Raw genomic sequence first — 22,141 nt, forward strand, 5'->3', positions numbered from 1 at the left:
GCAATATTATTGCGCAAACATTTTGCCGCAATGCAGAGTTTATTTTGCAGTTGCGACAAGATCGCGACAAAAACCATAACGAAAAAGGCGCCCGAAGGCGCCTTTTAAATCGATATCTGCAAGCTTATGGACGCTCAAGGCACATGGCCACGCCCATACCGCCGCCGATGCAGAGGGTTGCAAGACCCTTCTTGGCGTCGCGGCGTTTCATCTCGAACAGAAGCGTATTCAGGATACGACAACCCGAGGCGCCGATGGGGTGACCAATGGCGATAGCACCGCCGTTGACGTTCACCACGTCCGGGTTCCAATCCATATCCTTGTTCACGGCGCAAGCCTGCGCGGCGAAGGCTTCGTTGGCCTCGACCAAATCCAGATCCTGAGCTTTCCAACCAGCCTTATCCAAAGCTTTGCCTGAGGCGTGAATTGGGCCGACACCCATGATCGAGGGGTCCAGACCAGCGGTCGCGTAGGACGCGATACGTGCCAGCGGCTCTAGCCCGCGTTTCTCGGCCTCATCAGCCGACATCAGCAGCACGGCAGCTGCGCCATCGTTGATGCCCGAGGCATTCGCGGCGGTGACGGAACCCTCTTTGGTGAAGGCCGGGCGCAGCTTCTGCATAGCTTCCATGGTGGCACCGTGACGGATGTATTCGTCTTGATCCACGACGATCTCACCCTTGCGTGTTTTCACTGTGAAGGGCACGATTTCGTCAGCAAATTTGCCAGCTTTCTGGGCGGCTTCCGCCTTATTTTGCGAGGCGACGGCGAATTCATCCTGCATCTCGCGGGTGATCTGCCACTGCTCGGCAACGTTCTCGGCTGTCTGGCCCATGTGGTAGCCGTTGAAGGCATCCCACAGACCATCTTTGATCATGCAGTCGATGAATTTCATATCGCCCATTTTGTGGCCAGCACGCAGATGCGCCACATGGGGGCTAAGGGTCATATTCTCTTGTCCGCCAGCCGCAACGATCGCTGCGTCGCCCAGCTGTACGTGCTGTGCACCCAACGCAACGGTGCGCAGACCAGAACCACAAACTTGGTTAATACCCCAAGCCGAAGCTTCTTTGGCGTAGCCCGCATTGATGTGGGCCTGACGCGCTGGGTTTTGACCCTGACCAGCCTGAAGCACCTGACCCAAGATGGTCTCGCTGACCTCGGACGGGTCGATACCAGCGCGGGCGACGATTTCAGCCAAAACAGCGGCACCCAGATCATGGGCCGGGGTATTTGCGAACGACCCCGAGAAACTGCCGACTGCGGTCCGTGCAGCCGATACGATTACGACATTGGTCATGATGCTTCCTTTTCCTCCAGACTGACGAGTTGCGGCAGTCAGGATGCTTCGGATGTTTCCGAAACAGCCAGTTTACCGCAAGTTCATTGCTGGGCGCATCCTGTGCTGCATTGCAGAGAAAATCAAGCTTGGAGGTTGAATCGATCCAATTTGGGGGCCTATGCCGCCCTCCGCCAATAGGGATCAAGCGTCGGAACTCCGAAGTAGTATCCTTGCATGCAATCCACCCCAATCTGCGTTAGAAATGCAGCATCCTCGGCGCTTTCAACGCTTTCGGCGACGGTGAACATATCGAAATGCCGCGCGACCGACACAAGTGCCTGCGTAAGGATCTGGTTGTCAGGATCGCAGTGGATTCCCCGGATAAATTCGCCGTCGATCTTGATGATGTCGAAATAGAAATCCTTAAGATATTTGAAGGATGTATAGCCTGCCCCAAAGTCATCAAGGGCGAAGCTGATCCCATGCCCCTGCATTTCGGCCATGAAGACCTGAACCAGTTCTGGCATGGTGATCGCTGTACGCTCAGTAATCTCAAGAATAAGACGTTCCCCAAGATGCGGATCATCCTCAAGCCCGCGGTCGAGCACCTTCTTCCAACCCGGGTATCCGATTGAGCGAGCGGACATGTTTATCGACAGCCTCAGGTTCGGTTCGGCCTGCAGCGCCTCAAGTCCCTTTTCCAGCGCCAAAGCGTCCAGCATGCGCCCAAGTTCCTGATCCTCGACTGCATCGATGAAGTCTTTTGCGGGAATCACCCGGCCATTTCGATCAAGAACGCGAACAAGCCCCTCGAAGAACGCGCGGCGATCGGGCTGTGTGGTTTGAACCACCGGCTGAAACGCAAGCCTGACACGTTTTTTACGCAGCGCTTCGCGGACAAGGCCAATGGCATCTTTGTCGCGCATTCCGATAGCCGAGCTAAGGGGATCCCCCGCTGGTCCGGTGCCGCCATCGCCTGCAGGCCCATCTGGTGCTGTTTTGTTTCCGAAGTTAAACATAGCCTCGCCTTTGCTGACACAAGCCCATCTGTGGCGAATCTATGCTAACGATAGGTAAATTGGACAAATTGCTTAAAATTCGATGGGATCGACCATTATGACCTCTTCCACGCCTGCTGGGCCTGACCTGCACCGCTGCCCTTGGTGTTCTTCTGAGCCGATTTATCAGGAATATCATGACCTTGAGTGGGGCGTTCCCGAATGGGATGGGCGCGCGCTTTGGGAAAAGCTGATCCTTGACGGATTTCAGGCCGGGCTGAGCTGGCTCACAATCCTTAAAAAGCGAGATAACTTTCGCGCTGCATTCGAAGGCTTCGATCCGGAGCGTATCGCAACTTGGGGTGACGCCGAGGTTGAACGTTTGCTTCTAGATAGGGGAATTATTCGCCACCGCGGAAAAATCGCCGCCACAATCACCAATGCAAAGGCTTATCTGGATCTGGGTGGGGCCGATGCGTTTCGTGACATGATGTGGGGATATGTCGACGGGGCGCCTTTGAATGGCAAGTACGAGACACAAGAGGACGTGCCAACTATGTCTCCTTTGTCCACACAGATTTCAAAAGATCTGAAGAAAGCGGGGTTCAAATTCTGTGGGCCAACCATCGTCTACGCGTGGATGGAGGCCAGCGGGCTTTTCAACAACCATTTGGTCAGCTGCCACCGCCACGATCAGGTTTAAAGAAGCCCGGCCAGAAGTTGGGTACTGGGTACGCCTGTCACGGGCATCCCTTGCGATTGTTCATAGGCGCGAATGGCGGCGCGGCCTTTTTCGCCGATGACACCGTCAGGTCGTCCGGCTTTGAAGCCAAGATCGTTCAATCGTTTTTGCAACGCTTGTCGTTCCTTGGCGCTCATACCCCACGGCTTTTTGGGATAGCTTGCCTGGATCGTGCGACCACCGGCCAAACGATCAGACAAATGCCCCACGCCAATCACATAACTGTCTGCGTAGTTGTAAGTTTTGAGCACATGAAAGTTCTGGAAGATCATGAAGATAGGCCCAGTGGGTCCCGCTGGCAAAATCAACGCACCACTTTCCGACCCAGAATAAGCACGTCCCTTCACATCCGTGACGCCAAGCTTTCCCCAGTCTCGCAAACGGCGCGTGTAGACCCGCCCCGTCAGCGCCAGATCAAATCCCTTGGGCAAAAGTGCTTCGATTGCCCAAGGCTGACCCTGCTGCCATCCCTTAGCCTGCAGATAGGCGGCGGTCGAGGCCAGCGCGTCCGTTGGATCGTCTGACCAGATGTCGCGCGCACCATCCCGGTTGAAGTCCTCGGCATGGATTAAATAAGAGCTGGGCATGAACTGGGTATGTCCCATAGCACCTGCATATGACCCATTCATGCGCGATGGGGATACATCGCCCGATGACAGGATCTGAAGTGCCGCAATAAGCTCGGCTTCGAACAAGTCCCGTCGCCGACCTTCATAGGCAAGCGTCGCCAAAGTGGACAAAACGGGTGTGGACCCACGCACTGCACCAAAGCTGCTTTCCATACCCCAGATCGCAACGATAACTTCTTTTGGAACGCCATATTTGCGCTCAATCTTCCGCAAAAGCGTCGGGTATCGCGACAGTACGATTTGACCACCTTTGATGCGCTGAGGGGACGCCGCCGACTTGATATAGTCCTGCAAACTGCGCGCGGTTTCAGCGGGGCGTCGGTCGGACTTGATCACCGAAGACAAGAACTTCGCTTTTCCTAGAGCCTTCAAAGCCTCGTTGCTGACTCCGGTCGCGCGCGCTTTGGCCGAGAACTCTGTCAGCCAACCAGCAAAGCCACTGTCTGCCAGCACCTTCCCTGGTGCAACAGCAGCGACAGCCATTAAAGACATGGCTGCTCTGCGATCAAATTGGGCTGATGATTGGGGCATGCGGGCTCCTGTTCACGGCTATTCGCGCAGTTCACTCTAGGGGCCGGGCGGCGTGGCTCAAAGGCAAACTGCCGCGATCGGCAAATCCATGCCGTGCAGGGGCAATTGCACCCTTGCCCCGGGCCGCGTATAGCATGCGGGAACAGTACTAAGTCCTGAAAGGCAGATCATGAGCGACGACACGAAATCCGCGAATGAAATGTGGGGCGGCCGCTTCTCGGCTGGTCCCGATGCGATCATGGAAGCGATCAACGCCTCGATCGGCTATGATCAGCGCATGGCGCGACAGGACATCGAAGGCTCACGCGCGCACGCTGCCATGCTGGCTGCAACGGGCGTAATTACCGACGAGGATGCAAAGGTCATTCGTGAAGGCCTGCTGACGGTGCTGGCCGAGATTGAAGCGGGAGACTTCGCCTTCTCGACCGCGCTGGAAGACATCCACATGAATGTAGAGGCTCGGCTGAAAGAGATCGTCGGCGAACCCGCTGGACGCTTGCACACCGGCCGGTCGCGCAATGATCAGGTCGCCACGGATTTCCGCCTTTGGGTTCGCGATCAGATGGACGCCGCCATTTCCGGGTTAGATGCTCTAATCCGCGCTCTTCTGGGTCAGGCCGAGGCCGGTGCCGATTGGGTCATGCCCGGCTTCACTCACCTGCAAACCGCACAGCCAGTCACATGGGGCCACCACATGATGGCCTATGTCGAGATGTTTGGCCGTGACATGTCGCGCTTCCGCGATGCACGTGCCCGGATGAACGAAAGCCCATTGGGAGCAGCGGCGCTGGCGGGGACCTCGTTCCCAATTGATCGCCACATGACCGCAGAAGCACTTGGCTTTGATCGCCCGGCCGCGAACTCGCTGGATGCTGTGGCGGATCGCGATTTCGCATTGGAGTTTCTGTCGTCAGCCACCATCTGTGCCATGCACCTGTCACGCTTCGCCGAGGAGCTGGTGATCTGGTCCTCTGCTCAGTTCCGTTTCGTACGCATGTCGGACAAATGGTCGACTGGTTCATCGATCATGCCGCAAAAGCGCAACCCCGATGCCGCCGAGCTGATCCGCGCCAAAATCGGCCGGATCATGGGCGCTAATATCGGGCTCATGACTGTGATGAAGGGTCTTCCGCTGACCTATTCTAAGGACATGCAGGAAGACAAAGAACAAGTCTTTGACGCTGCTGACAACCTGATGCTGGCTCTGGCCGCGATGACCGGGATGGTTTCGGACATGACCGCAAACACCGAAAGCCTTGAAGCCGCGGCCTCATCCGGCTTTTCAACCGCGACCGATCTGGCCGACTGGTGCGTGCGTGCGCTGAACATGCCGTTCCGCGATGCCCACCACGTGACCGGATCACTTGTTGCAATGGCCGAGAACCGTGGCTGCGACCTGCCTGACTTGTCTCTAGAGGACATGCAGTCGGTAAACGCACAAATCACCGAGGAAGTCTTCGGCGTGCTGGGTGTCCACAACTCGGTCGCGTCACGCACCAGCTATGGCGGCACTGCGCCCAGCGAAGTGCGCAAACAGATCGCTCGCTGGAAAGAGGTGCTGGCATGATCCGCGCATTTCTGATCACCGCAATCTTGGGCCTTGCTGCCTGTGGCGCGGACGGAGAACCCATTCGCCCTGGCAGCCCCGAAGACGTCGCCGCACAAGAGGCAAGCGGTTGAGCGCGACCAGCCCCTCCGTGCGCAAGCTCTATCTTGTGCTTGCAGTTATTGGTGCCATCGCGCCCTATGCCTATTTCATCGCGTTCTTCGCCCAAAACGGGCTGGAACTTCAGGCGCTTTATACCGCGTGGGGTGCAAATCTGGCCACCAAGGGTCTGGGTATGGACCTGCTCTTCTCAGCCATCGCTTTGACGATCTGGATTGTAATCGAAACGTTGGCCAACCGGAACTGGCCAGCGCTTTGGGCCATCCCGGCAACGTTCCTGATCGGCGTCAGTTGCGGGCTTCCACTTTATCTTTTCCTGCGCTCCCGACCCGTCTAGGCAATTGCCAGCGCGGTCCGCTTCCTTTAGGGCATCCTGAAAGCGCTGACAGATGAGGCCCAAGATGGACCATTTCCTTTACCAAGACGGTGTTTTGCATGCCGAAGATGTGTCGATCCAAGAGATCGCCGCAGAAGTTGGCACGCCCTTCTATGTCTATTCCGCCGCGACGCTGAAACGTCACATTGGCCTGTTCAACGAGGCGCTTGGCTGGGCGGATCACCTTGTGTGTTTCGCAGTGAAATCGAACTCGAACCTCGCGGTCCTGAAGCTGTTGGGCGAGATGGGTGCCGGCATGGATGTGGTCTCGGGTGGCGAATACCGCCGCGCGATTGCTGCTGGTGTGCCGGGCGACCGCATCGTATTCTCCGGCGTCGGCAAAACGCGCGAAGAAATGCGTCTGGCGCTGACCGACGGCATCCGCCAGTTCAATTTGGAAAGCGAACCGGAAATGCGAGTTCTGTCAGAAGTCGCCACCGAAATGGGTGTCGTAGCCCCAGTCACCGTGCGCGTGAACCCGGATGTGGATGCGAAAACGCACGCGAAGATATCGACCGGGAAATCGGAAAACAAGTTCGGCATTCCCATCACTCGCGCGCGCGAGGTCTATGCAGAAATCGCATCCCTGCCCGGCCTGAAAGCCGTCGGCATCGACGTGCACATCGGCTCGCAGCTGACCGAGCTCGAACCCTTCCGCCAAGCCTATCAAAAGGTCGCCGAGCTGACCGAAGCGCTGCGCGCAGACGGGCACGACATCACGCGTCTGGATTTGGGCGGCGGTTTGGGCATCCCTTACGAACGTTCAAACGAAGCGCCGCCCTTGCCCATCGAATATGGGCAGATGGTCAAGGAAACCGTCGGGCATTTGGGTTGCGAAATCGAGATCGAGCCGGGCCGTCTGGTATCCGGCAATGCAGGGATCATGGTCACCTCGGTCATCTATGTGAAAGAGGGCGAAGGGCAGGATTTCCTGATCGTCGACGCCGCGATGAACGACCTTGTGCGTCCTGCCATGTACGAAGCACATCACGATATCATCCCGGTGGTTGAAAACGCCCCCGGCGAGGAAAAGTCGCGTTATGACATTGTCGGTCCGATTTGCGAAACTGGCGACACCTTCGCCAAAGGCCGTGATTTGGACAGCTTGAAACCAGATGACCTGATCGCCTTCCGGTCCGCTGGGGCATACGGCGCGGTGATGGCGTCCGAGTACAACTCGCGCCCTTTGATCCCCGAAGTACTGGTGATGGGCGATCAATATGCTGTCATCCGCGCACGTCCCACCTATGAAGAGATGCTGGGACGCGATACCATTCCAGAATGGCTGTGATACTTCCACGGGTCCGGTGACCCGGCCCAACCTACCCGACGGGGCGCGAAAGCGCCTTGCATGGCCCTTGGCGCTGACAAGGGGCGGGATGGTATTGGAGCGGCTCTGGCAAGCAGCATGGCCGTTGGCAACGGTGTTGCTGGTTGGTGTCGCGCTTGCGGGATTTGGCGGACTTCAAGGGTTCGTTCCCCGTGTCCTTCTGGCAATTGCTGCGCTGGTTGCCCTTGCCTTCGCCGCACGGCGGTTTGATTGGCCACAATCGGATTATGCCCTGCGTCGGCTTGATGACAGCCTGCCCGGCCACCCCATTTCCGCCATCAGTGACGATCAGGCAACCGGGTTGGATGATCCGGCCTCGTCCGAGTTGTGGCACGCTCACCAACACCGAATGGTGAAGCGATTGGAGAAGGTAGCACCTGTTGCCCCTAACCTTCGTGTGGCTCCGAAAGACCCATATGCTTTGCGGCTAATCGCCGTGACAGCCGCGGTTATGGCACTTGGGTTTGGAACCTGGCGAACAACATCTCCACTTGGGTCTGGCGAAGCATCGGCCGCTATCGCAGCCGCCAGCTGGGAAGGCTGGATCGAGCCGCCTTCTTATACCGGGCAACCAAGCCTCTATTTAGGGGACCAGCCGGATGGAACGTTGGCTGTTCCCAAGGGCAGCCGTCTAACCCTGCGACACTATGGAGACCTGCACGCGCTGGCATTTGAAGGTTCAATCCTGAAGGCGCCTGTGGGCAATACTCCAAGCATCAGTCAGCAAATTGAAAAAGGCGGCTTCCTTTCGATTGCCGGACCATATCCGCGCAGCTGGTCCATCACGGCAATCGATGATGCACCGCCGGAAATTCGCACGACTGGACCGCTAACCCGTCAGCTAAGTGGAGAGTTCACACTCGGCTTTGTCGCCACGGATGATTACGGCCTGACAAATGGCGAAGTCATCATGGAACTGGCGCTGGATCAGGTTTCACGTGAACACGGGCTGACCATCGATCCAGAGCCGCGCGATGACCTGACCGTCGACCTGCCACTTCCCTATCGGGGCGCACGCACACTGGTCGAAGGAAGCTTGCAAGAAACGCTTGTGGAACATCCGCTTGCAGGCCTGCCCATCACCCTGACATTGCAGGCCCAGGATGGTGCTGGCCAGTTCGGTGAAAGTGCGCCGTTCCCCATGATTCTGCCCGCGCGCCGTTTCCTTAATCCCGTTGCAAAGGCCTTGATCGAGCAAAGACGCGACTTGTTATGGAATCGTGCCAACGCCCGCCGGGTTGCGCAGATACTACGCGCCACACTTTTCCATCCCGAAGACCTGTCCCTGCCTGAAGGACTTTACTTGCAGCTGCGAGGTGCCATCCGGCGGATTGAAGCCGGGGTGGCCTTTGGCGAGACATCAGAGGGAATGCCCAGCGATCTGCGTGACGAAGTTGCACAGGTGCTTTGGGATGTCGCTGTGGAACTGGAAGACGGCCAGTTGGATGACGCACGCGACCGCATGCGCGAAGCGCAACGCCGCCTTGAGCAGGCCATGCAAGACGGGGCCACGCCTGAAGAGCTGGCTGAACTGATGGAGGAGTTCCGCGAGGCAACGCGTGACTACTTGGATCAACTGGCCCAACAGCAGCCCCGTGAAGACGATCCAAACGCTCCGCAAAGTGAAAACATGATCGAGCTTAGCCAGTCTGATCTGGACGAAATGATGGACCGGATCGAAGAGCTGATGCGCGAAGGCCGTCAGGATGAGGCAATGCAGATGCTCGACCAGATGCGGCAGATGATGGAAAACATGCAAATGGCGCAAGGCGGTGAAAGCCAGCAACCCGGCGAACAAGCGCGTGAAGAACTGCGCGAAACCATGCGTCAGCAACAAGGGCTTTCCGACCAAGCCTTTCGTGACCTGCAAGAACAAGGCCAAGGATCGCAAGCCGGTGAAAACCAAGACAACGAAGGGCGCGATGGCGGTCAGGGTCGGGGGCAAAGTCATGTTGGTTCTGGCGGTGAACAGGGCAACTCTGGCGACGGCGGGGCACAAGATGACCCCTCTGGGCAACAGGGTGGCGATTTGGCGGGCCAACAGCGTGCATTGCAGAACCAACTGAATGCCCAAAGACGTAATTTGCCCGGTGCAGGCGATCCGTCCGGTCAAGCCGCGCGCGACGCATTGGACGAGGCTGGGCGCGCGATGGGCGAAGCCGCAGATGCGCTTGAACAAGGCGACATTCCCGAAGCCCTTAACCAGCAAGCCGACGCAATGGAAGCAATGCGTGAAGGGCTGCGCCGCTTTGACGAGGCCATGGCCAACGAACAAGCCCGGCAAGAGGGCGAACAAGGTGGCAATCCTGGGGAAAGCCAGAACGCGGGCAATCAAGACCCATTGGGGCGCAACCAAACTGGCAATCGCGGCGCAAACGCCACCGACAATCCGCTGGGCGACACCGAGGAAACCTATCGCCGCGCCGAAGAGCTGATGCAGGAACTCCGCCGCCGGTCAGGCGAGCCTGACAGGCCGGAATTGGAGCGTGATTATCTAAAGCGGCTGTTGGATCAGTTCTGATCCACGCGGAATGCCCTATGGGCTACATCCGCTTGCGCGCAGCCAATGCCGCAGAAATCGTCCCTTCATCCAGATAATCCAGCTCCCCGCCAATTGGCACACCTTGCGCCAGCGAAGAAACCAGACATCTGTCTTCCAGTTCTTCTGCGATGTAATGCGCCGTGGTTTGCCCATCGACCGTGGCGTTTAATGCAAGGATCACCTCGGTGACCTCTTCATCCACCACGCGCTGGATCAGGCGTGGAATGCCAAGGTCTTCTGGCCCTACGGCATCTAGCGCCGACAACGTCCCGCCCAAAACATGGTAACGCCCCTTGAAAAGGCCAGCGCGTTCCATCGCCCAAAGGTCGGCGACATCCTCGACCACACAGATCTCTCCGGTAGAGCGTTTTTCCGAGGTGCAAATATCACAACGATCTGTGGTCGAGACATTGCCACAGATCACGCATTCACGCGCTGTTTCGGCCACGGCTTGCATCGCATCGGCCAAAGGCGTCAAAACAAGCGCCCGCTTTCGGATCAAGTAAAGCACAGCCCGACGCGCGGACCGAGGCCCCAGCCCCGGCATTTTCGCCATAAGCTCAATCAGGTTTTCGATGTCACGCGGGGCTTCACTCATCCGGGATCAGAACGGCAGGTTCATGTCTTTGGGCAAACCCAATTCTTCGGTCAGACGGGACATTTCACTTTCCGAACGGGCTTGCGCTTTGGATTGTGCATCCTTGATGGCGGCGAGGATCAAATCTTCCACCACTTCCTTTTCATCCGGATTGAAAATGGTCGGATTGATATCAAGGCTTGTCAGAACGCCCTTGGCGGTGGCAGTGGCTTTGACCAAGCCTGCGCCGCTTTCACCGACCACGGTCATGGTCTCGAGGCTTTCTTGCAGCTCGGCCATCTTGGTCTGCATTTCCTGCGCTTTTTTCATCATCCCGGCCATATCGCCAAGACCACCCAAACCCTTGAACATCTGATGCTCCTACTGTTTCAACTTGGGAATTAGATACGGGCGGCAGCCGCGCGATACAAGATGCGGGTTAGTCTTCTTCGAACGGGTCCCATTCGTCTTCGACTTCCGCCAGGCCTTCTTCAGCGGCTTCTTGTACCATATCTTCGGCCGACCGGATCTCGGAGATTTGCGCCTTTGGGAAAGTCGCAAGAACGGCTTGCACCAGAGGGTGGGCGCGGGCCTCTTCTTCCAGCGCTAGCTTTTCACCATCGCGGGTTTCGGTGATGGTCGCGGCCTCGCAACCATTCACCAATGTCACGCCCCAGCGCACGCCCGTCCAACCGTGCAGACGCTGCGCCAAGCGGGCTGCCAAATCCTGCGGGGCGGAATCAGATGGGGTGAATTCGATACGGCCCGGCTGGTAAGCGGCCAGACGCACGCCTCCTTCGACCTCAACCAGCAGCTTCACATCCCGATTGGTACGGATTAGCTCGACCACATCTTCAAACCGCGCATAGCGCGCCAACGAGGTTTCGGCATCCGTTGCAACTGCCAAGGCAGTGGCACCGCCACTTGGGCCTGAGGGCATGGATTGCGTCGACATGGCAGGAGCGCCTGCGGTGGCTCCGCCTCCGGCAGGCATCCCACCGCCGCCACCCGGACCGGATGGTCCTGCGGGCGGCACAGGAGCGTCCTTCAATTTGCGCACCAGTTCCTCGGGCGAGGGCAGATCGGCCACATGCGTCAGGCGAATAACGGCCATTTCAGCCGCCATCATCGCGTTGGGCGCACGGCCAACTTCCTCGATTGAGGTTAGAAGCATCTGCCACATCCGCGCCAAAACGCGCATCGGCAAAGCCTGCGCCATTTGCTGTCCACGTGTGCGTTCGTCTGGCGAGACCGTCGGATCCTCAACCGCTTCGGGCGTAATCTTGATGACGCTGACCCAGTGCGAAACCTCGGCCAAATCACGCAGAACCGCCATTGGGTCTGCCCCGTCGGCATATTGCGCGCCAAGTTCAGTCAGTGCACCTGCAGCGTCGCCCTTCAGGATCATGTCAAACAGGTCGAGTACCCGGCCACGGTCCGCAAGCCCCAGCATGGCGCGCACTTGATCGGCAGTGGTTTCACCAGCGCCGTGGGAAATCGCCTGATCCAACAAAGACTGCGCATCACGGGCAGACCCTTCAGCGGCCCGTGTGATCAAAGCCAGTGCGTCATCCGCAATCTCGGCCCCTTCTGCATCGGCAATCCGGCGCAGCATGGCCAACATGTCTTCCGGTTCGATCCGGCGTAGGTCAAAGCGCTGACAACGGGACAGAACCGTCACCGGAACCTTGCGAATTTCGGTAGTGGCGAAGATGAATTTCACGTGCGCAGGGGGTTCTTCCAGCGTCTTCAGCAGCGCGTTGAACGCACTGGTCGACAGCATGTGAACCTCATCGATGATATAGATCTTATAGCGGGCCGAGGCCGCCCGGTAGTGCACGCTTTCGATAATCTCGCGGATGTCGCCAACGCCCGTACGGGATGCAGCGTCCATCTCCATCACGTCCACGTGGCGTCCTTCGGCAATCGCCACGCAATGCTCGCACTCGCCGCAAGGTTCGACCGTTGGACCGCCCTGCCCGTCCGGGCCGATGCAGTTCATGCCTTTGGCGATGATGCGTGCAGTCGTCGTCTTACCGACCCCACGAATGCCCGTCATTACGAACGCTTGCGCAATCCGGTCCGCCTCGAACGCGTTTTTCAGCGTGCGTACCATCGCCTCTTGCCCGACCAGATCGGCGAAAGTCTCGGGGCGGTATTTGCGCGCCAATACCTGATAGGCGGGCGCGTCGGTCTGGGTGTCGGTCATGGAAAGCCTTCGGGCCGGATTCGTGTCCGGGTCAGACTAAGGCGATGTCGGCGCGACGTCTACCGAAAGCCAATTGGTTCGCGGTGTTACTCGTGCTAGGTCCTGCATATGGAACCGCTATTTCCCATCGCCACACTGACCGCCGGGAACGGAACACTGGGCATATGTCCTCTGCCCGGCCGAAGCGGCGATTATCGCGAAGACCTTGAAACGCTGATTCAATGGGGTCCCGACATGGTCCTGTCCATGACCACGCAGGGTGAAATGGACAGCTATGGTGCAGGCCAAATGGGTGAAGACCTGCATTCGAGTGGCGTGATTTGGCATCACCTACCAATTCGAGATTTCGGTGCGCCATCGGATAAGATCGCTACGGTCTGGCCAGGCATTTCACAAGAAGCACGTGATGTTCTGGATCGCGGCGGCAAAGTTCTGGCCCATTGCAAAGGCGGCTGCGGGCGTTCGGGCATGGCCCTTCTCAGACTGATGTGCGAACTGGGGGAGGCCCCCGATCAAGCGCTGGCCCGGTTGCGTGCAGTGCGCCCTTGCGCAGTGGAAACCAACGCGCAAGAGCTTTGGGCAAGCATGGCCGACGCCGCGACGACCTCGCAACCGTAAAAAAGGTCAGCTTACCGCCCTTTACGTTTTCCCGCCCCGCGGACATGCGTGTTGACCATCTTCGAAAACTTCTTTTCCCGCGAACGAGACTGCGCCACGGTTTCCGAGTTCTTCGCCTCGCCGCGCCGCAGTTTCATCCAGCGATCCAACCGTTCCAGATCCAGATCCCCCGCCGCAATGGCAGCTTGAACGGCGCAGCCCGGTTCAGTCTCGTGCTTACAATCCGAAAAGCGGCATTGCGCTTCCAGCTCGGCCAGATCGTCAAACACGTTGTCGATCCCTTCGCGGGTATCCAACAATCGCAGCGCGCGCATGCCAGGCATGTCGATGATCCAACCGCCTGCAAGCATTGGTCGCATAGACCGTGCGGTGGTCACGTGACGTCCCTTTGCATCATCATCACGGATCGCACCTGTTGCCGCGTCACCACCGGTCAGCGCGTTGGTCAGCGTGGTTTTTCCGACGCCGGATGATCCGATAAAGGCGGCCGTTTGCGGTGCCTTGCACCACGCAGCTACAACAGCAGCGCTTTCCGGATCGCGTGCGTTTACCGTCAAGATAGTCAGCATCGGGTCCAGCGCCTGTGCTTCACGCTCGTATTCGCGCGGATCATCGCACAGGTCGGCCTTAGTCAGCACCAGAACTGGATAGCAACCAGCCTCGTGCGCTAGGGCCAAGAACCGCTCTATTCGGGCGATATTGAAGTCATCATTGCACGATGTGACAATGAAAAGAGTGTCCACGTTCGCTGCAATCAACTGTACATGCGCATCAGTTCCTGCACCGCGCCGCTGCAAAATCGACTGACGGTCAAGAATATGTTGAATGCGCATTTCCGGATCTGCGAGCACCCAATCCCCAACGGCCAATTCCCCTGCCGAATACTTGGGCGTGGTAAGGGTAACCGCGCCTTTTTCACCAAGCGCGGTCATCTGTGCGCGATGAATTTCGGTCAGTCGGTAAGGGGTCAGGGTTTCGGGATGTTCGGCACGCGCTTGTTCGAAGGATGTCGACCATCCAAGGTCTATGAGAGTCTTTGTCATTGGTCTGCCTGATTTAGCATAAAATCTCACCCATCGCGCAGACGCGGCGTTGGGTGCATGGGGTCAGGCAGGGCCGGATCAATCCGACGGACGACGACCTGCCTGAAAGGCGGTGACGACACTCATAAAATCCCTCCGTTCAAATGCGTGGCCAAGTGTTGAAAGGGCCGCGCGGGCTTGGGTCCGACGATGTGAAACAGGGTTTCATGTGTCGGAGTTTTCATCCCTCTCGGGGAAACCGCGTTTCCCCAGTCGGGCGTTTTAAATCCGGTGGATTTAAAACTAGGTGAGAGGCTGAACACGACCCAAACGGGACTCGTTGTGGCTGCTTCCTTCCGGACCTGACCAGATTGGCGAGGCGCCTGCCCGCGCCAACCTCTCGCCCCTCATATATGAGCCTGCGCGCGTGGATGCAAGCCTTACAACTCAAGCTCGTAACGCGTGAAACCACGTGCATCTTTGGCTTCCAGTTCCGTCAGTCTCAGCCAAGGATAGCCCGGGGCCGCATTCGCCCCGTCAGGCGATGAGCGGAACCATATTGACGCATCTTTCACAGGCGAAAACCGCCAAGTCGGAGCGCAATCAAGCTCGATCAGGTTCTGACGTGCAACGTAGTTCGACAGAAGGTCCCGAATCTCGACCGCAGCAACGGGCAGTATATCTTCCGCGAATGGAGTGGGATAGTTTCCGCCCCCAAGTACGCGATAGTCGGTGGTTGCCAGCAAAAATTCCTGAACATCTTGCACCTCACGCCCATTACAACACAGAGACCGAACGCGGCTATTCTCACGTCCCGTATCCACACCTGCTGGCGTGAACCGTGCAGGTTGGACCAGATCTACTTCGTAGGTCAGACCCAGAACGCTTTCATGAATGTAGCCCGGCACACCATCGTCCTTCAGCTGCACGGCGCGCTGACTGGGAAAAACTTGATTAAAAATACTGCAGGAGCGCTCCAACCAGTTTCGCAGGAAAGCGCCAGAGACTTTCACCAGCTCAAAGCTGTTTGGAAACATATACAAGTCGGACAAGGATCGCTGCGTCAGCCGTCCTGCTGGTAAAGAGGTATAGTAGTCTGGACCGCCAAACCCCCCTGATTTGAACGCTGCCCCTGCCGCAAGAACGGGTAAACCCTCTAGCCCTAACGCCCTTTGACAGTTTCGTGCGTGATCCATCATGGCCATTTGCACCAAACGGGTTGCGCTATCTGCACCGACCAGTGTGAAATAGTTATCCAATGGCTTTGCGATCTCGCCCACACTCGCGCGCATCGCTTCACGTGTTGTTTCGTGCAACTCAGAAAAGAGCGATTCCAAACTTCCCGACTGCGTTGCCGAAGTCGATTCAGTATGGGTGGAGTGTTCTTTCACCGCTTTCAGGCTGGCCGCTTTATAGCACACCTTCCAGCGCCCGTCGCCGAATTCGACCCCAAGATCCACGATGCCCAAATGCGACCCCCAGAAACCTGGCATCACGGTTGGCACCCCATTCAACAGACCCGTGTTGTTGTCGTCCGTTTCAGGATGTATTTTGTCGTTGTCCTCGACAGGGAACACCTGATGCGTGTGGCCACCGATAATGGCGTCGATTCCGGGTACCCGTGATAAGGGGCGCAGTACGTTCTCCATATCCGGAACATGCGCATCGGCACCCAATCCGCTATGCGCCAAAACGACGATCACATCTGCCCCAAGCATTTTCATTTCGGGAATGTGGCGCAGCGCTGCCTCAACAATGTCATCGGTTTGTATCTTCGCTTGCTGCAAAGAATTTGGTGGTAGAAAGCCGATCACCCCGATGCAGAGATCATGCATGAAGCCAAGTTCATCAACGACCTGACGCCGCAACAAGGTGTAAGGCTTTATCGTGGTCTCGTATGGGTTCTCGTGGATCTTGGCATTTGCGGTAAGAACGGGAAAACGCGCATTCTTGACCGCATCAAAAACAGCGTCACGCCCCTGATCAAAGTCATGATTCCCCAAATTCACCGCGTCATATCTGAGGTGATTCATCGCGTGGATCATCGGGTGAACGCTGATATCGTTTTCCACGCAAGGCGCGATGCCCTCGCCCAGAGCCGATCCGTAAAGCGAATCCCCGTTGTCCAACAGGATCACATTCTGCGCCTCAGCGCGGGCAGCCTCGATCAACTTCTCGGTTCGCGCCAGACCCCAACCGCCCGCTTCACGGTCGGCGTGGTAGTCATATGGCAGGATATTCATATGCAAATCGGTCGTTGCCAAGATGCGCAAGTTCACCCGAGACGTTTGACCCCCCACGGGCTCCTGAACAAAGTGCCTCATTAAATTACTTTCCCCTTATACCAATCCACACCCCCAACAGCCCCTTTGGGTGGTGATTGACCGTTCAATTCTTCCTGACGTTGTAAAATGTCAATTTAATGGCGAATCCGTATCCAAACTGGACAGTGCCGCTTTCTCTGATAGCGTGCCGGCAGAACGTCAAAACAGGATCCCATCCAATGAAAATAGCCGAACAGGTCACGTTTGCTGCGGGCCGATTAAACAGGGATGCGGAAATCCGTTCGGATCAAGCACAGCTGCGTAAACTGGCAAAGGATTCAAAGCTTTTGCCAGTTTGGCGTGGCAAACCCTTGGTGCAGCAGGATGCGCATGGATGGGTTCTGGCTTTCTTAAAACAGGACGAGCTGCCTGATGATTTTCGATCCGCCCCATTAACCTATCTGGGCAAGCTAGATGGCGAACCCATATTCGCCTTGGATGTTTCGAAGTGGGATCCGATCGACGACTTGCCTGATGCAACGCAGTTTGTAGATCGCAGCGTTCAGAATCACCCAGAACTCCCATCAGAAATGGGATTTGGCGAACTGCGCGCGATCATGGCTGGGTTAGGTCCGGATGATGCGGAAATCGCCGCAACGGCTCGGTCCATTCTTGAGTGGCATCGCATTCACAGGTTTTGTGCCAATTGCGGAGAGCTCACGGCCGCGACAATGGGCGGATGGCAACGTGATTGCGGGGCTTGTGGTAGGTCGCATTTCCCGCGCACAGACCCTGTTGTCATCATGCTGATCACACACGGAAACTCGGTACTGGTTGGGCGCGGCGTTGGCTGGCCGGAAGATATGTATTCCTTGCTGGCAGGATTCCTGGAACCCGGCGAAACCATCGAAGCCGCCACCCGTCGCGAAGTCTTTGAAGAATCCGGTGTGCAAGTCGGGCCCGTAGGATATCTGGCCTCTCAACCGTGGCCTTATCCTTCTTCCTTAATGGTGGGCACCTGGGGGCAGGCCAGGTCTACCGAAATCACGCTCGATCCAAACGAACTTGCTGACGCGCGCTGGATCACGCGTGAGGACATGCTGGATATTTTTGCGGGTCGCAATCCGGACATCAAACCAGCCAGAAAAGGCGCAATTGCCCAATTTCTGCTGGAAAACTGGCTTGCAGATCGACTGGACTAGCTTCATTTTGCGAACGAGGCGAACGGCAGGAGCGATCTATGAAGATCAAAACCCATGAAGATATAGAAGCGACCATTGATCAGGTGTTTGAAGCCCTGACCGATTTCGAAAGCTTCGAGCTGGCTGCTTTGCGTCGCGGTGCCGAAGTACATCGTACGGACACTCTGCCCCAACCCGCGAAAGGAATGGGGTGGCAGGCCAAGTTCATTCACCGCAATCGCGAACGCATGGCCGATATCATCGTGGAAGATTTTGATCGCCCCAATCATCTGCGAGTCTGGTCAAAGGTTTCCGGCCTGAATGTCGAGCTTGATGCCGAGCTATTGCCACTGTCGCGAAACCGGACGCGCATGACGATGATCGTCGACATGCGCCCGAAAACGATCCCGGCGCGATTGCTCATCCAGTCATTGAAGCTTGCCCGCGGCACGATGTTGCGCAGATTTCGCAAACGCATTGCCGAGTTCGCAGCAACAATTGAATCGCGCTACCGCACATAAGCCGCTTCACATTTTCACAGGTCAGTCGCGGGCTGGATCACGTGGATAGACACCCAAAATTTCCAATGTCGACGTGAAATAAGCCAGCTCTTCCAATGCAAGCTGAACGCTTCGGTCATCGGGATGACCCTCAATATCAGCGTAGAAACGTGTGGCGTTAAACGACCCATCCACCATGTAGCTTTCCAGCTTGGTCATGTTCACGCCATTGGTCGCAAATCCACCCATCGCTTTGTAAAGCGCTGCCGGAATGTTGCGGACTTCAAATACAAAGGTGGTGATCATCCCGTGTTCGCCACGCCGCTCAAGATTGGGTTCACGTCCCATGATGACAAAGCGCGTTGTATTGTGGCCGTGATCTTCGACATCTTCCGCCAACAAATTCAACCCATAGATCTCGGCTGCAAGCGCGGAAGCCAAAACACCTTCGCCTGACACTTTGGATTTCGCCAGATTCGCAGCGGCTCCGGCACTATCAGCTGCACCGACACCACGAATTCCGTGAAGTTTCAGAAAGTTTGCCGATTGAGGCAACAGGACCGGGTGCGCGCGCACCAAGTTGATATCTTCAATGGCAACTCCGGGCAGGCCCATCAAACTGATCCGCACCCGCACAAACGCTTCGTCCAGTATGTGCAATCCGCTTTCAGGCAATAGGCGGTGAATGTCCGCAACACGGCCATAGGTCGTGTTTTCAATGGGCAACATGGCCTGTTCGGCCTTGCCCGAACGCACCGCCGCGATGACCTCGTCAAAGGATTCGCAGGGCATGGCCTCCATGTGCGGTCTGGCTGCCTGGCATGCCTCGTGCGAATAGGCGCCGGGCTCTCCTTGAAAGGCGATTCGGCTGGTCATTTTGCGGACCCTCCCTGCGGGTTAGCGTTAAAGGACGATTAGTCGCGCGTCATATCGCTTGAAAACATACAAGGGAAGCGGCTAGAAGGCTTCTGACTTTGGATGAGACGGAACGCGACATGTTCGACACAATGACAGTTACTAAAGCGAGCGGTGCAGTGATTGGCACGCTCTTGGTGTTTTTGCTGGGCAACTGGGCGGGTAGCGCCCTGTTTGACACCAGCGGCGGAGGACATGGTGCCGGCCATGGCGACGATGCACACGCAGCCGCTACCGGTTACGTCATCGCAACTGAAAGCGATGATCAAGGAGCGGAAGAAGCGGAAGAAGCCGTTCCCTTTGCAGATCTGGTTGCAGCAGCCGACCCCGCCAAAGGCGAAAAGGTCTGGGGCAAGTGTAAAGCCTGCCACAAGTTGGAAGATGGCGCCAACGGTACCGGCCCGCACCTGTACGGTCTGGTTGATCGCCCGATCGCTGGCGTTGACGGCTTCGGGTATTCGGACGTTCTGGCTGGCATGAGCGCCGATGCCTGGACTGTCGAAGCTCTGGATGCGTGGCTGGCCAACCCGAAAGCCTTTGCTCCGGGCAACAAGATGACCTTCTCGGGTTTGAAGAAAGACAAGGATCGCGCCAACTTGGTTGCGTATCTTGCAACCATCGGCGGCTAACCACCCCGATTGCAGTTCTTAGAAAGGCCGCCCCACACCGGGCGGCCTTTTCTATTCAGCCCAAGGAATTGGCAAAATCTGGCAGAGAACGGGCGTTTAACACCCCGTTCACCAATTCGCGCCTTGAATGTTATCGGGCAGCGCTTTTTACTCAGTACAGCAAATTTCGCACGGTTAACGGAGGTGACGCCATGAGAAACGCACAGACGAAAGCCCTCGCCCGGCCCGACCATCGCGCTTTGACGCTTGGACTTGGACTGGCGACAGGACTTGTGCTGGCGCTGACTCCCTTGGCGGCGAAAGGCGAAACCACAGTCAGCCACGGCTATTCCAACTTTGGAGAACTGAAATATGGGCCCGACTTCAAGCATCTGGACTATGTAAATCCGGATGCCCCCAAGGGCGGAGAGTTCTCCACTTGGGCGCAGGGGACCTTTGACAGCTTTAATCTTTTCACTCGCAAAGGCACCACGGTCACTATGTCGACCATGGGATATGAACGTATCCTCGTAAGCACAGCGGACGACCCGTATGGCTCTTATTGCTTCCTCTGCACCACTATGGAGTACCCTGACGACCTGTCTTGGGTGATCTTCAATTTGCGTGACGATGTGCGTTTCTGGGATGGCTCTTCGCTGACCGCTGAAGACATTGCTTTCAGCCACAACCTTTTTGTGGAACAGGGCATCGCCGAATACCGCAACATAATCGGCACTGTCGTTGCAGGCGTCGAGGTAATCGGCCCCCTTCAAGTGAAATACACATTTGCTGATGACGCCCCAATGAGGGACCGGATTGGTTTTGCAGGCAACAGTCTGGCCCTGTCCAGAGCATGGTTTGAAGAAACTGGCACGCGCATTGATGAAAGGTCCGATGGCCTGTTCATGGCAACCGGCCCCTACAAACTTGGCGATTTCGAATATGGCCGCAATGTCAGCTATGTACGTGATCCCAACTACTGGGGCGCAGAGCATCCTCTCTCGGTCGGACAGAACAACTTCGACAAGATCTCGGCGATCTATTTCGCAGATGGAACGGCCGCTATGGAGGGTTTCAAGGCGGGCACCTACACCTTCCGCACCGAAAACTCGTCCCAAATCTGGGCCGAGGATTACGACTTTCCAAACCTGCGCGACGGCCACGCGATAAAAGCGGAATTCCCTGACGGAACGGTCGGAACAGCACAAAGCTTCATCTTCAACCTCGACAAACCCGAATGGCAGGATCCAAAGGTGCGGGAAGCGCTACGCCTGATGTTCAATTTCGAATGGTCAAACGATGCCCTGTTCCGCGGTCTATATAGCCGTGTGGATAGTTTCTGGCCCGGCATCGATCTTGGTGCGTCGGGGACACCAAGCGAGGGTGAAGTTACCATTTTGTCGCCACTGGTCGAGCAAGGCCTGTTGCCAGAGAGCATATTGAGTGACGCGGCCGTCATGCCCCCCGTGCACGACGCCAAAGAAAACCAACCGTCGCGTAAATTCTATCGTCAGGCCAACAAGCTTCTGGAAGAAGCTGGATGGGAAATTGGAAGCAGCGGCTTCCTTGAAAAAGACGGCCAACGCCTGAGCGCAGTTTTCCTTGCCTACAGCCCTTCCTTCGATCGTGTTATCAATCCACTGGTTGAAAACTTGAAACAGCTGGGCGTGGATGCAGAGCTCGATCGTGTGGATATTCCGCAATATATCGAGCGCACGCGTTCGGGCGATTTCGATCTTGTGACCCACTCGATCGGAATGGGGTTCGAACCTGGCACCAATCTTGAGCAGTGGTTCCATTCAAAAACTGCTGATGACAGCTCGCGCAATCTGATGCGTCTGCGGGATCCTGCGGTGGATGCTCTGCTGCCCATTGTCGCGCAATCGGAGACGCTGGATGAACTTCGAACCTCGACCAATGCACTGGATCGTGTCTTACGCCACATCGGCTTCACCATCCCGCAATGGTACAAGAACAAGCATACCGTGGCGTTTTATGACATTTTCGGCCACCCCGAGAATCTTCCCCCACTGTCGCTGGGCCAACTGAGTTTCTGGTGGATCGATGCAGAAAAAGAAGCAGCGTTGAAAGAGGCAGGTGTGCTGAAGTAAACCCGGCACAGACCGGCAACAGCCGAACAATACAAGGAAC

The 22,141-nt window shown here is 56.9% G+C and carries 19 protein-coding genes and 1 other RNA gene; 10 read left to right on the plus strand and 10 right to left on the minus strand.

Features of this window, described 5'->3' with window-relative positions; all coding sequences use genetic code 11:
- Positions 1–124 precede the first annotated feature (124 nt).
- Positions 125–1,300, minus strand: coding sequence for an acetyl-CoA C-acetyltransferase (locus tag MWU55_RS00250; protein WP_246933631.1), 1,176 nt, complete (start codon positions 1,298–1,300; stop codon positions 125–127).
- 158 nt (positions 1,301–1,458) lie between these two features.
- Complete coding sequence (locus tag MWU55_RS00255) at positions 1,459–2,208, minus strand: EAL domain-containing protein (protein WP_246933726.1); 750 nt, start codon at positions 2,206–2,208, stop codon at positions 1,459–1,461.
- Between the two features lie 190 nt (positions 2,209–2,398).
- Here MWU55_RS00255 and MWU55_RS00260 point away from each other — a divergent pair, with 190 nt between their 5' ends.
- Positions 2,399–2,983, plus strand: coding sequence for a DNA-3-methyladenine glycosylase I (locus MWU55_RS00260; protein WP_246933728.1), 585 nt, complete (start codon positions 2,399–2,401; stop codon positions 2,981–2,983).
- Here MWU55_RS00260 and MWU55_RS00265 read toward each other — a convergent pair.
- Positions 2,980–4,182 (minus strand): lytic murein transglycosylase, encoded by a 1,203-nt coding sequence (locus MWU55_RS00265; protein WP_246933633.1) that lies wholly within the window; start codon positions 4,180–4,182, stop codon positions 2,980–2,982. The genes MWU55_RS00260 and MWU55_RS00265 overlap by 4 nt on opposite strands.
- Before the next feature lie 169 nt (positions 4,183–4,351).
- Between MWU55_RS00265 and argH the strand changes: the two genes are divergently transcribed.
- The 4 genes from argH (at position 4,352) to MWU55_RS00285 (ending at position 10,075) form a co-directional block, all read left to right on the plus strand.
- Positions 4,352–5,749 (plus strand): argininosuccinate lyase, encoded by a 1,398-nt coding sequence (gene argH / locus MWU55_RS00270; protein WP_246933635.1) that lies wholly within the window; start codon positions 4,352–4,354, stop codon positions 5,747–5,749.
- 109 nt (positions 5,750–5,858) lie between these two features.
- The gene (locus MWU55_RS00275) at positions 5,859–6,185 is read left to right on the plus strand and encodes a DUF2834 domain-containing protein (RefSeq protein WP_246933637.1); all 327 of its coding nucleotides are present in this window, start codon (positions 5,859–5,861) and stop codon (positions 6,183–6,185) included.
- Positions 6,186–6,249: 64 nt separating this feature from the next.
- The gene (gene lysA, locus MWU55_RS00280) at positions 6,250–7,515 is read left to right on the plus strand and encodes a diaminopimelate decarboxylase (protein ID WP_246933639.1); all 1,266 of its coding nucleotides are present in this window, start codon (positions 6,250–6,252) and stop codon (positions 7,513–7,515) included.
- A 16-nt stretch (positions 7,516–7,531) separates the two neighbouring features.
- Positions 7,532–10,075 (plus strand): TIGR02302 family protein, encoded by a 2,544-nt coding sequence (locus MWU55_RS00285; protein WP_246933641.1) that lies wholly within the window; start codon positions 7,532–7,534, stop codon positions 10,073–10,075.
- 22 nt (positions 10,076–10,097) lie between these two features.
- Here the strand turns inward: MWU55_RS00285 and recR are convergent, their stop codons facing one another.
- From recR to MWU55_RS00300, 3 genes are all read right to left on the minus strand, one after another.
- Positions 10,098–10,694: a recombination mediator RecR gene (recR, locus tag MWU55_RS00290; protein WP_246933643.1), complete on the minus strand. Its 597-nt coding sequence runs from the start codon at positions 10,692–10,694 to the stop codon at positions 10,098–10,100.
- Positions 10,695–10,700: 6 nt separating this feature from the next.
- Complete coding sequence (locus MWU55_RS00295) at positions 10,701–11,045, minus strand: YbaB/EbfC family nucleoid-associated protein (protein WP_246933644.1); 345 nt, start codon at positions 11,043–11,045, stop codon at positions 10,701–10,703.
- A gap of 67 nt (positions 11,046–11,112) precedes the next feature.
- Positions 11,113–12,882: a DNA polymerase III subunit gamma/tau gene (locus MWU55_RS00300; RefSeq protein ID WP_246933646.1), complete on the minus strand. Its 1,770-nt coding sequence runs from the start codon at positions 12,880–12,882 to the stop codon at positions 11,113–11,115.
- A 108-nt stretch (positions 12,883–12,990) separates the two neighbouring features.
- Between MWU55_RS00300 and MWU55_RS00305 the strand changes: the two genes are divergently transcribed.
- On the plus strand, positions 12,991–13,500 hold the full coding sequence (locus MWU55_RS00305) for a protein phosphatase (protein WP_246933647.1): 510 nt from the start codon (positions 12,991–12,993) through the stop codon (positions 13,498–13,500).
- A gap of 11 nt (positions 13,501–13,511) precedes the next feature.
- On the opposite strand, the gene rsgA is transcribed toward MWU55_RS00305, so the two are convergent.
- From rsgA to MWU55_RS00320, 3 genes are all read right to left on the minus strand, one after another.
- Positions 13,512–14,543 (minus strand): ribosome small subunit-dependent GTPase A, encoded by a 1,032-nt coding sequence (rsgA, locus tag MWU55_RS00310; RefSeq protein ID WP_246933650.1) that lies wholly within the window; start codon positions 14,541–14,543, stop codon positions 13,512–13,514.
- A gap of 284 nt (positions 14,544–14,827) precedes the next feature.
- An RNA gene (gene ffs / locus MWU55_RS00315) (signal recognition particle sRNA small type) lies at positions 14,828–14,925 on the minus strand.
- A gap of 37 nt (positions 14,926–14,962) precedes the next feature.
- On the minus strand, positions 14,963–16,846 hold the full coding sequence (locus MWU55_RS00320) for a bifunctional 2',3'-cyclic-nucleotide 2'-phosphodiesterase/3'-nucleotidase (protein ID WP_281501769.1): 1,884 nt from the start codon (positions 16,844–16,846) through the stop codon (positions 14,963–14,965).
- 179 nt (positions 16,847–17,025) lie between these two features.
- Between MWU55_RS00320 and nudC the strand changes: the two genes are divergently transcribed.
- Positions 17,026–17,988, plus strand: a complete 963-nt coding sequence (gene nudC, locus MWU55_RS00325) for an NAD(+) diphosphatase (protein ID WP_246933654.1) — start codon at positions 17,026–17,028, stop codon at positions 17,986–17,988.
- A gap of 38 nt (positions 17,989–18,026) precedes the next feature.
- Positions 18,027–18,488 carry an SRPBCC family protein gene (locus MWU55_RS00330; protein ID WP_246933656.1) on the plus strand — a complete coding sequence of 154 codons (462 nt, stop codon included), beginning with the start codon at positions 18,027–18,029 and terminating at the stop codon, positions 18,486–18,488.
- 21 nt (positions 18,489–18,509) lie between these two features.
- Here the strand turns inward: MWU55_RS00330 and MWU55_RS00335 are convergent, their stop codons facing one another.
- Positions 18,510–19,343 carry a prephenate dehydratase gene (locus MWU55_RS00335; protein WP_246933658.1) on the minus strand — a complete coding sequence of 278 codons (834 nt, stop codon included), beginning with the start codon at positions 19,341–19,343 and terminating at the stop codon, positions 18,510–18,512.
- Positions 19,344–19,462: 119 nt separating this feature from the next.
- Between MWU55_RS00335 and MWU55_RS00340 the strand changes: the two genes are divergently transcribed.
- Together MWU55_RS00340 and MWU55_RS00345 are read left to right on the plus strand one after the other, a co-directional pair.
- Complete coding sequence (locus MWU55_RS00340) at positions 19,463–20,011, plus strand: cytochrome c family protein (protein WP_246933660.1); 549 nt, start codon at positions 19,463–19,465, stop codon at positions 20,009–20,011.
- Between the two features lie 191 nt (positions 20,012–20,202).
- A complete protein-coding gene (locus tag MWU55_RS00345; RefSeq protein ID WP_246933662.1) occupies positions 20,203–22,101 on the plus strand; it encodes an extracellular solute-binding protein in 1,899 nt (632 codons plus the stop codon).
- Positions 22,102–22,141: the final 40 nt, after the last annotated feature.

Source organism: Aliiroseovarius sp. F20344 (assembly GCF_023016155.1).
Classification (GTDB): domain Bacteria; phylum Pseudomonadota; class Alphaproteobacteria; order Rhodobacterales; family Rhodobacteraceae; genus Aliiroseovarius.

What these genes read in the sequence shown, in the direction of transcription:
- MWU55_RS00250 (WP_246933631.1), bottom strand. Translation starts at nt 1,300, where the DNA reads ATGACCAATGTCGTAATCGTATCGGCTGCACGGACCGCAGTCGGCAGT.
- MWU55_RS00255 (WP_246933726.1), bottom strand. Translation starts at nt 2,208, where the DNA reads ATGCGCGACAAAGATGCCATTGGCCTTGTCCGCGAAGCGCTGCGTAAA.
- MWU55_RS00260 (WP_246933728.1), top strand. Translation starts at nt 2,399, where the DNA reads ATGACCTCTTCCACGCCTGCTGGGCCTGACCTGCACCGCTGCCCTTGG.
- MWU55_RS00265 (WP_246933633.1), bottom strand. Translation starts at nt 4,182, where the DNA reads ATGCCCCAATCATCAGCCCAATTTGATCGCAGAGCAGCCATGTCTTTA.
- argH (WP_246933635.1), top strand. Translation starts at nt 4,352, where the DNA reads ATGAGCGACGACACGAAATCCGCGAATGAAATGTGGGGCGGCCGCTTC.
- lysA (WP_246933639.1), top strand. Translation starts at nt 6,250, where the DNA reads ATGGACCATTTCCTTTACCAAGACGGTGTTTTGCATGCCGAAGATGTG.
- recR (WP_246933643.1), bottom strand. Translation starts at nt 10,694, where the DNA reads ATGAGTGAAGCCCCGCGTGACATCGAAAACCTGATTGAGCTTATGGCG.
- MWU55_RS00295 (WP_246933644.1), bottom strand. Translation starts at nt 11,045, where the DNA reads ATGTTCAAGGGTTTGGGTGGTCTTGGCGATATGGCCGGGATGATGAAA.
- MWU55_RS00300 (WP_246933646.1), bottom strand. Translation starts at nt 12,882, where the DNA reads ATGACCGACACCCAGACCGACGCGCCCGCCTATCAGGTATTGGCGCGC.
- MWU55_RS00305 (WP_246933647.1), top strand. Translation starts at nt 12,991, where the DNA reads ATGGAACCGCTATTTCCCATCGCCACACTGACCGCCGGGAACGGAACA.
- rsgA (WP_246933650.1), bottom strand. Translation starts at nt 14,543, where the DNA reads ATGACAAAGACTCTCATAGACCTTGGATGGTCGACATCCTTCGAACAA.
- MWU55_RS00320 (WP_281501769.1), bottom strand. Translation starts at nt 16,846, where the DNA reads ATGAGGCACTTTGTTCAGGAGCCCGTGGGGGGTCAAACGTCTCGGGTG.
- nudC (WP_246933654.1), top strand. Translation starts at nt 17,026, where the DNA reads ATGAAAATAGCCGAACAGGTCACGTTTGCTGCGGGCCGATTAAACAGG.
- MWU55_RS00330 (WP_246933656.1), top strand. Translation starts at nt 18,027, where the DNA reads ATGAAGATCAAAACCCATGAAGATATAGAAGCGACCATTGATCAGGTG.
- MWU55_RS00335 (WP_246933658.1), bottom strand. Translation starts at nt 19,343, where the DNA reads ATGACCAGCCGAATCGCCTTTCAAGGAGAGCCCGGCGCCTATTCGCAC.
- MWU55_RS00340 (WP_246933660.1), top strand. Translation starts at nt 19,463, where the DNA reads ATGTTCGACACAATGACAGTTACTAAAGCGAGCGGTGCAGTGATTGGC.
- MWU55_RS00345 (WP_246933662.1), top strand. Translation starts at nt 20,203, where the DNA reads ATGAGAAACGCACAGACGAAAGCCCTCGCCCGGCCCGACCATCGCGCT.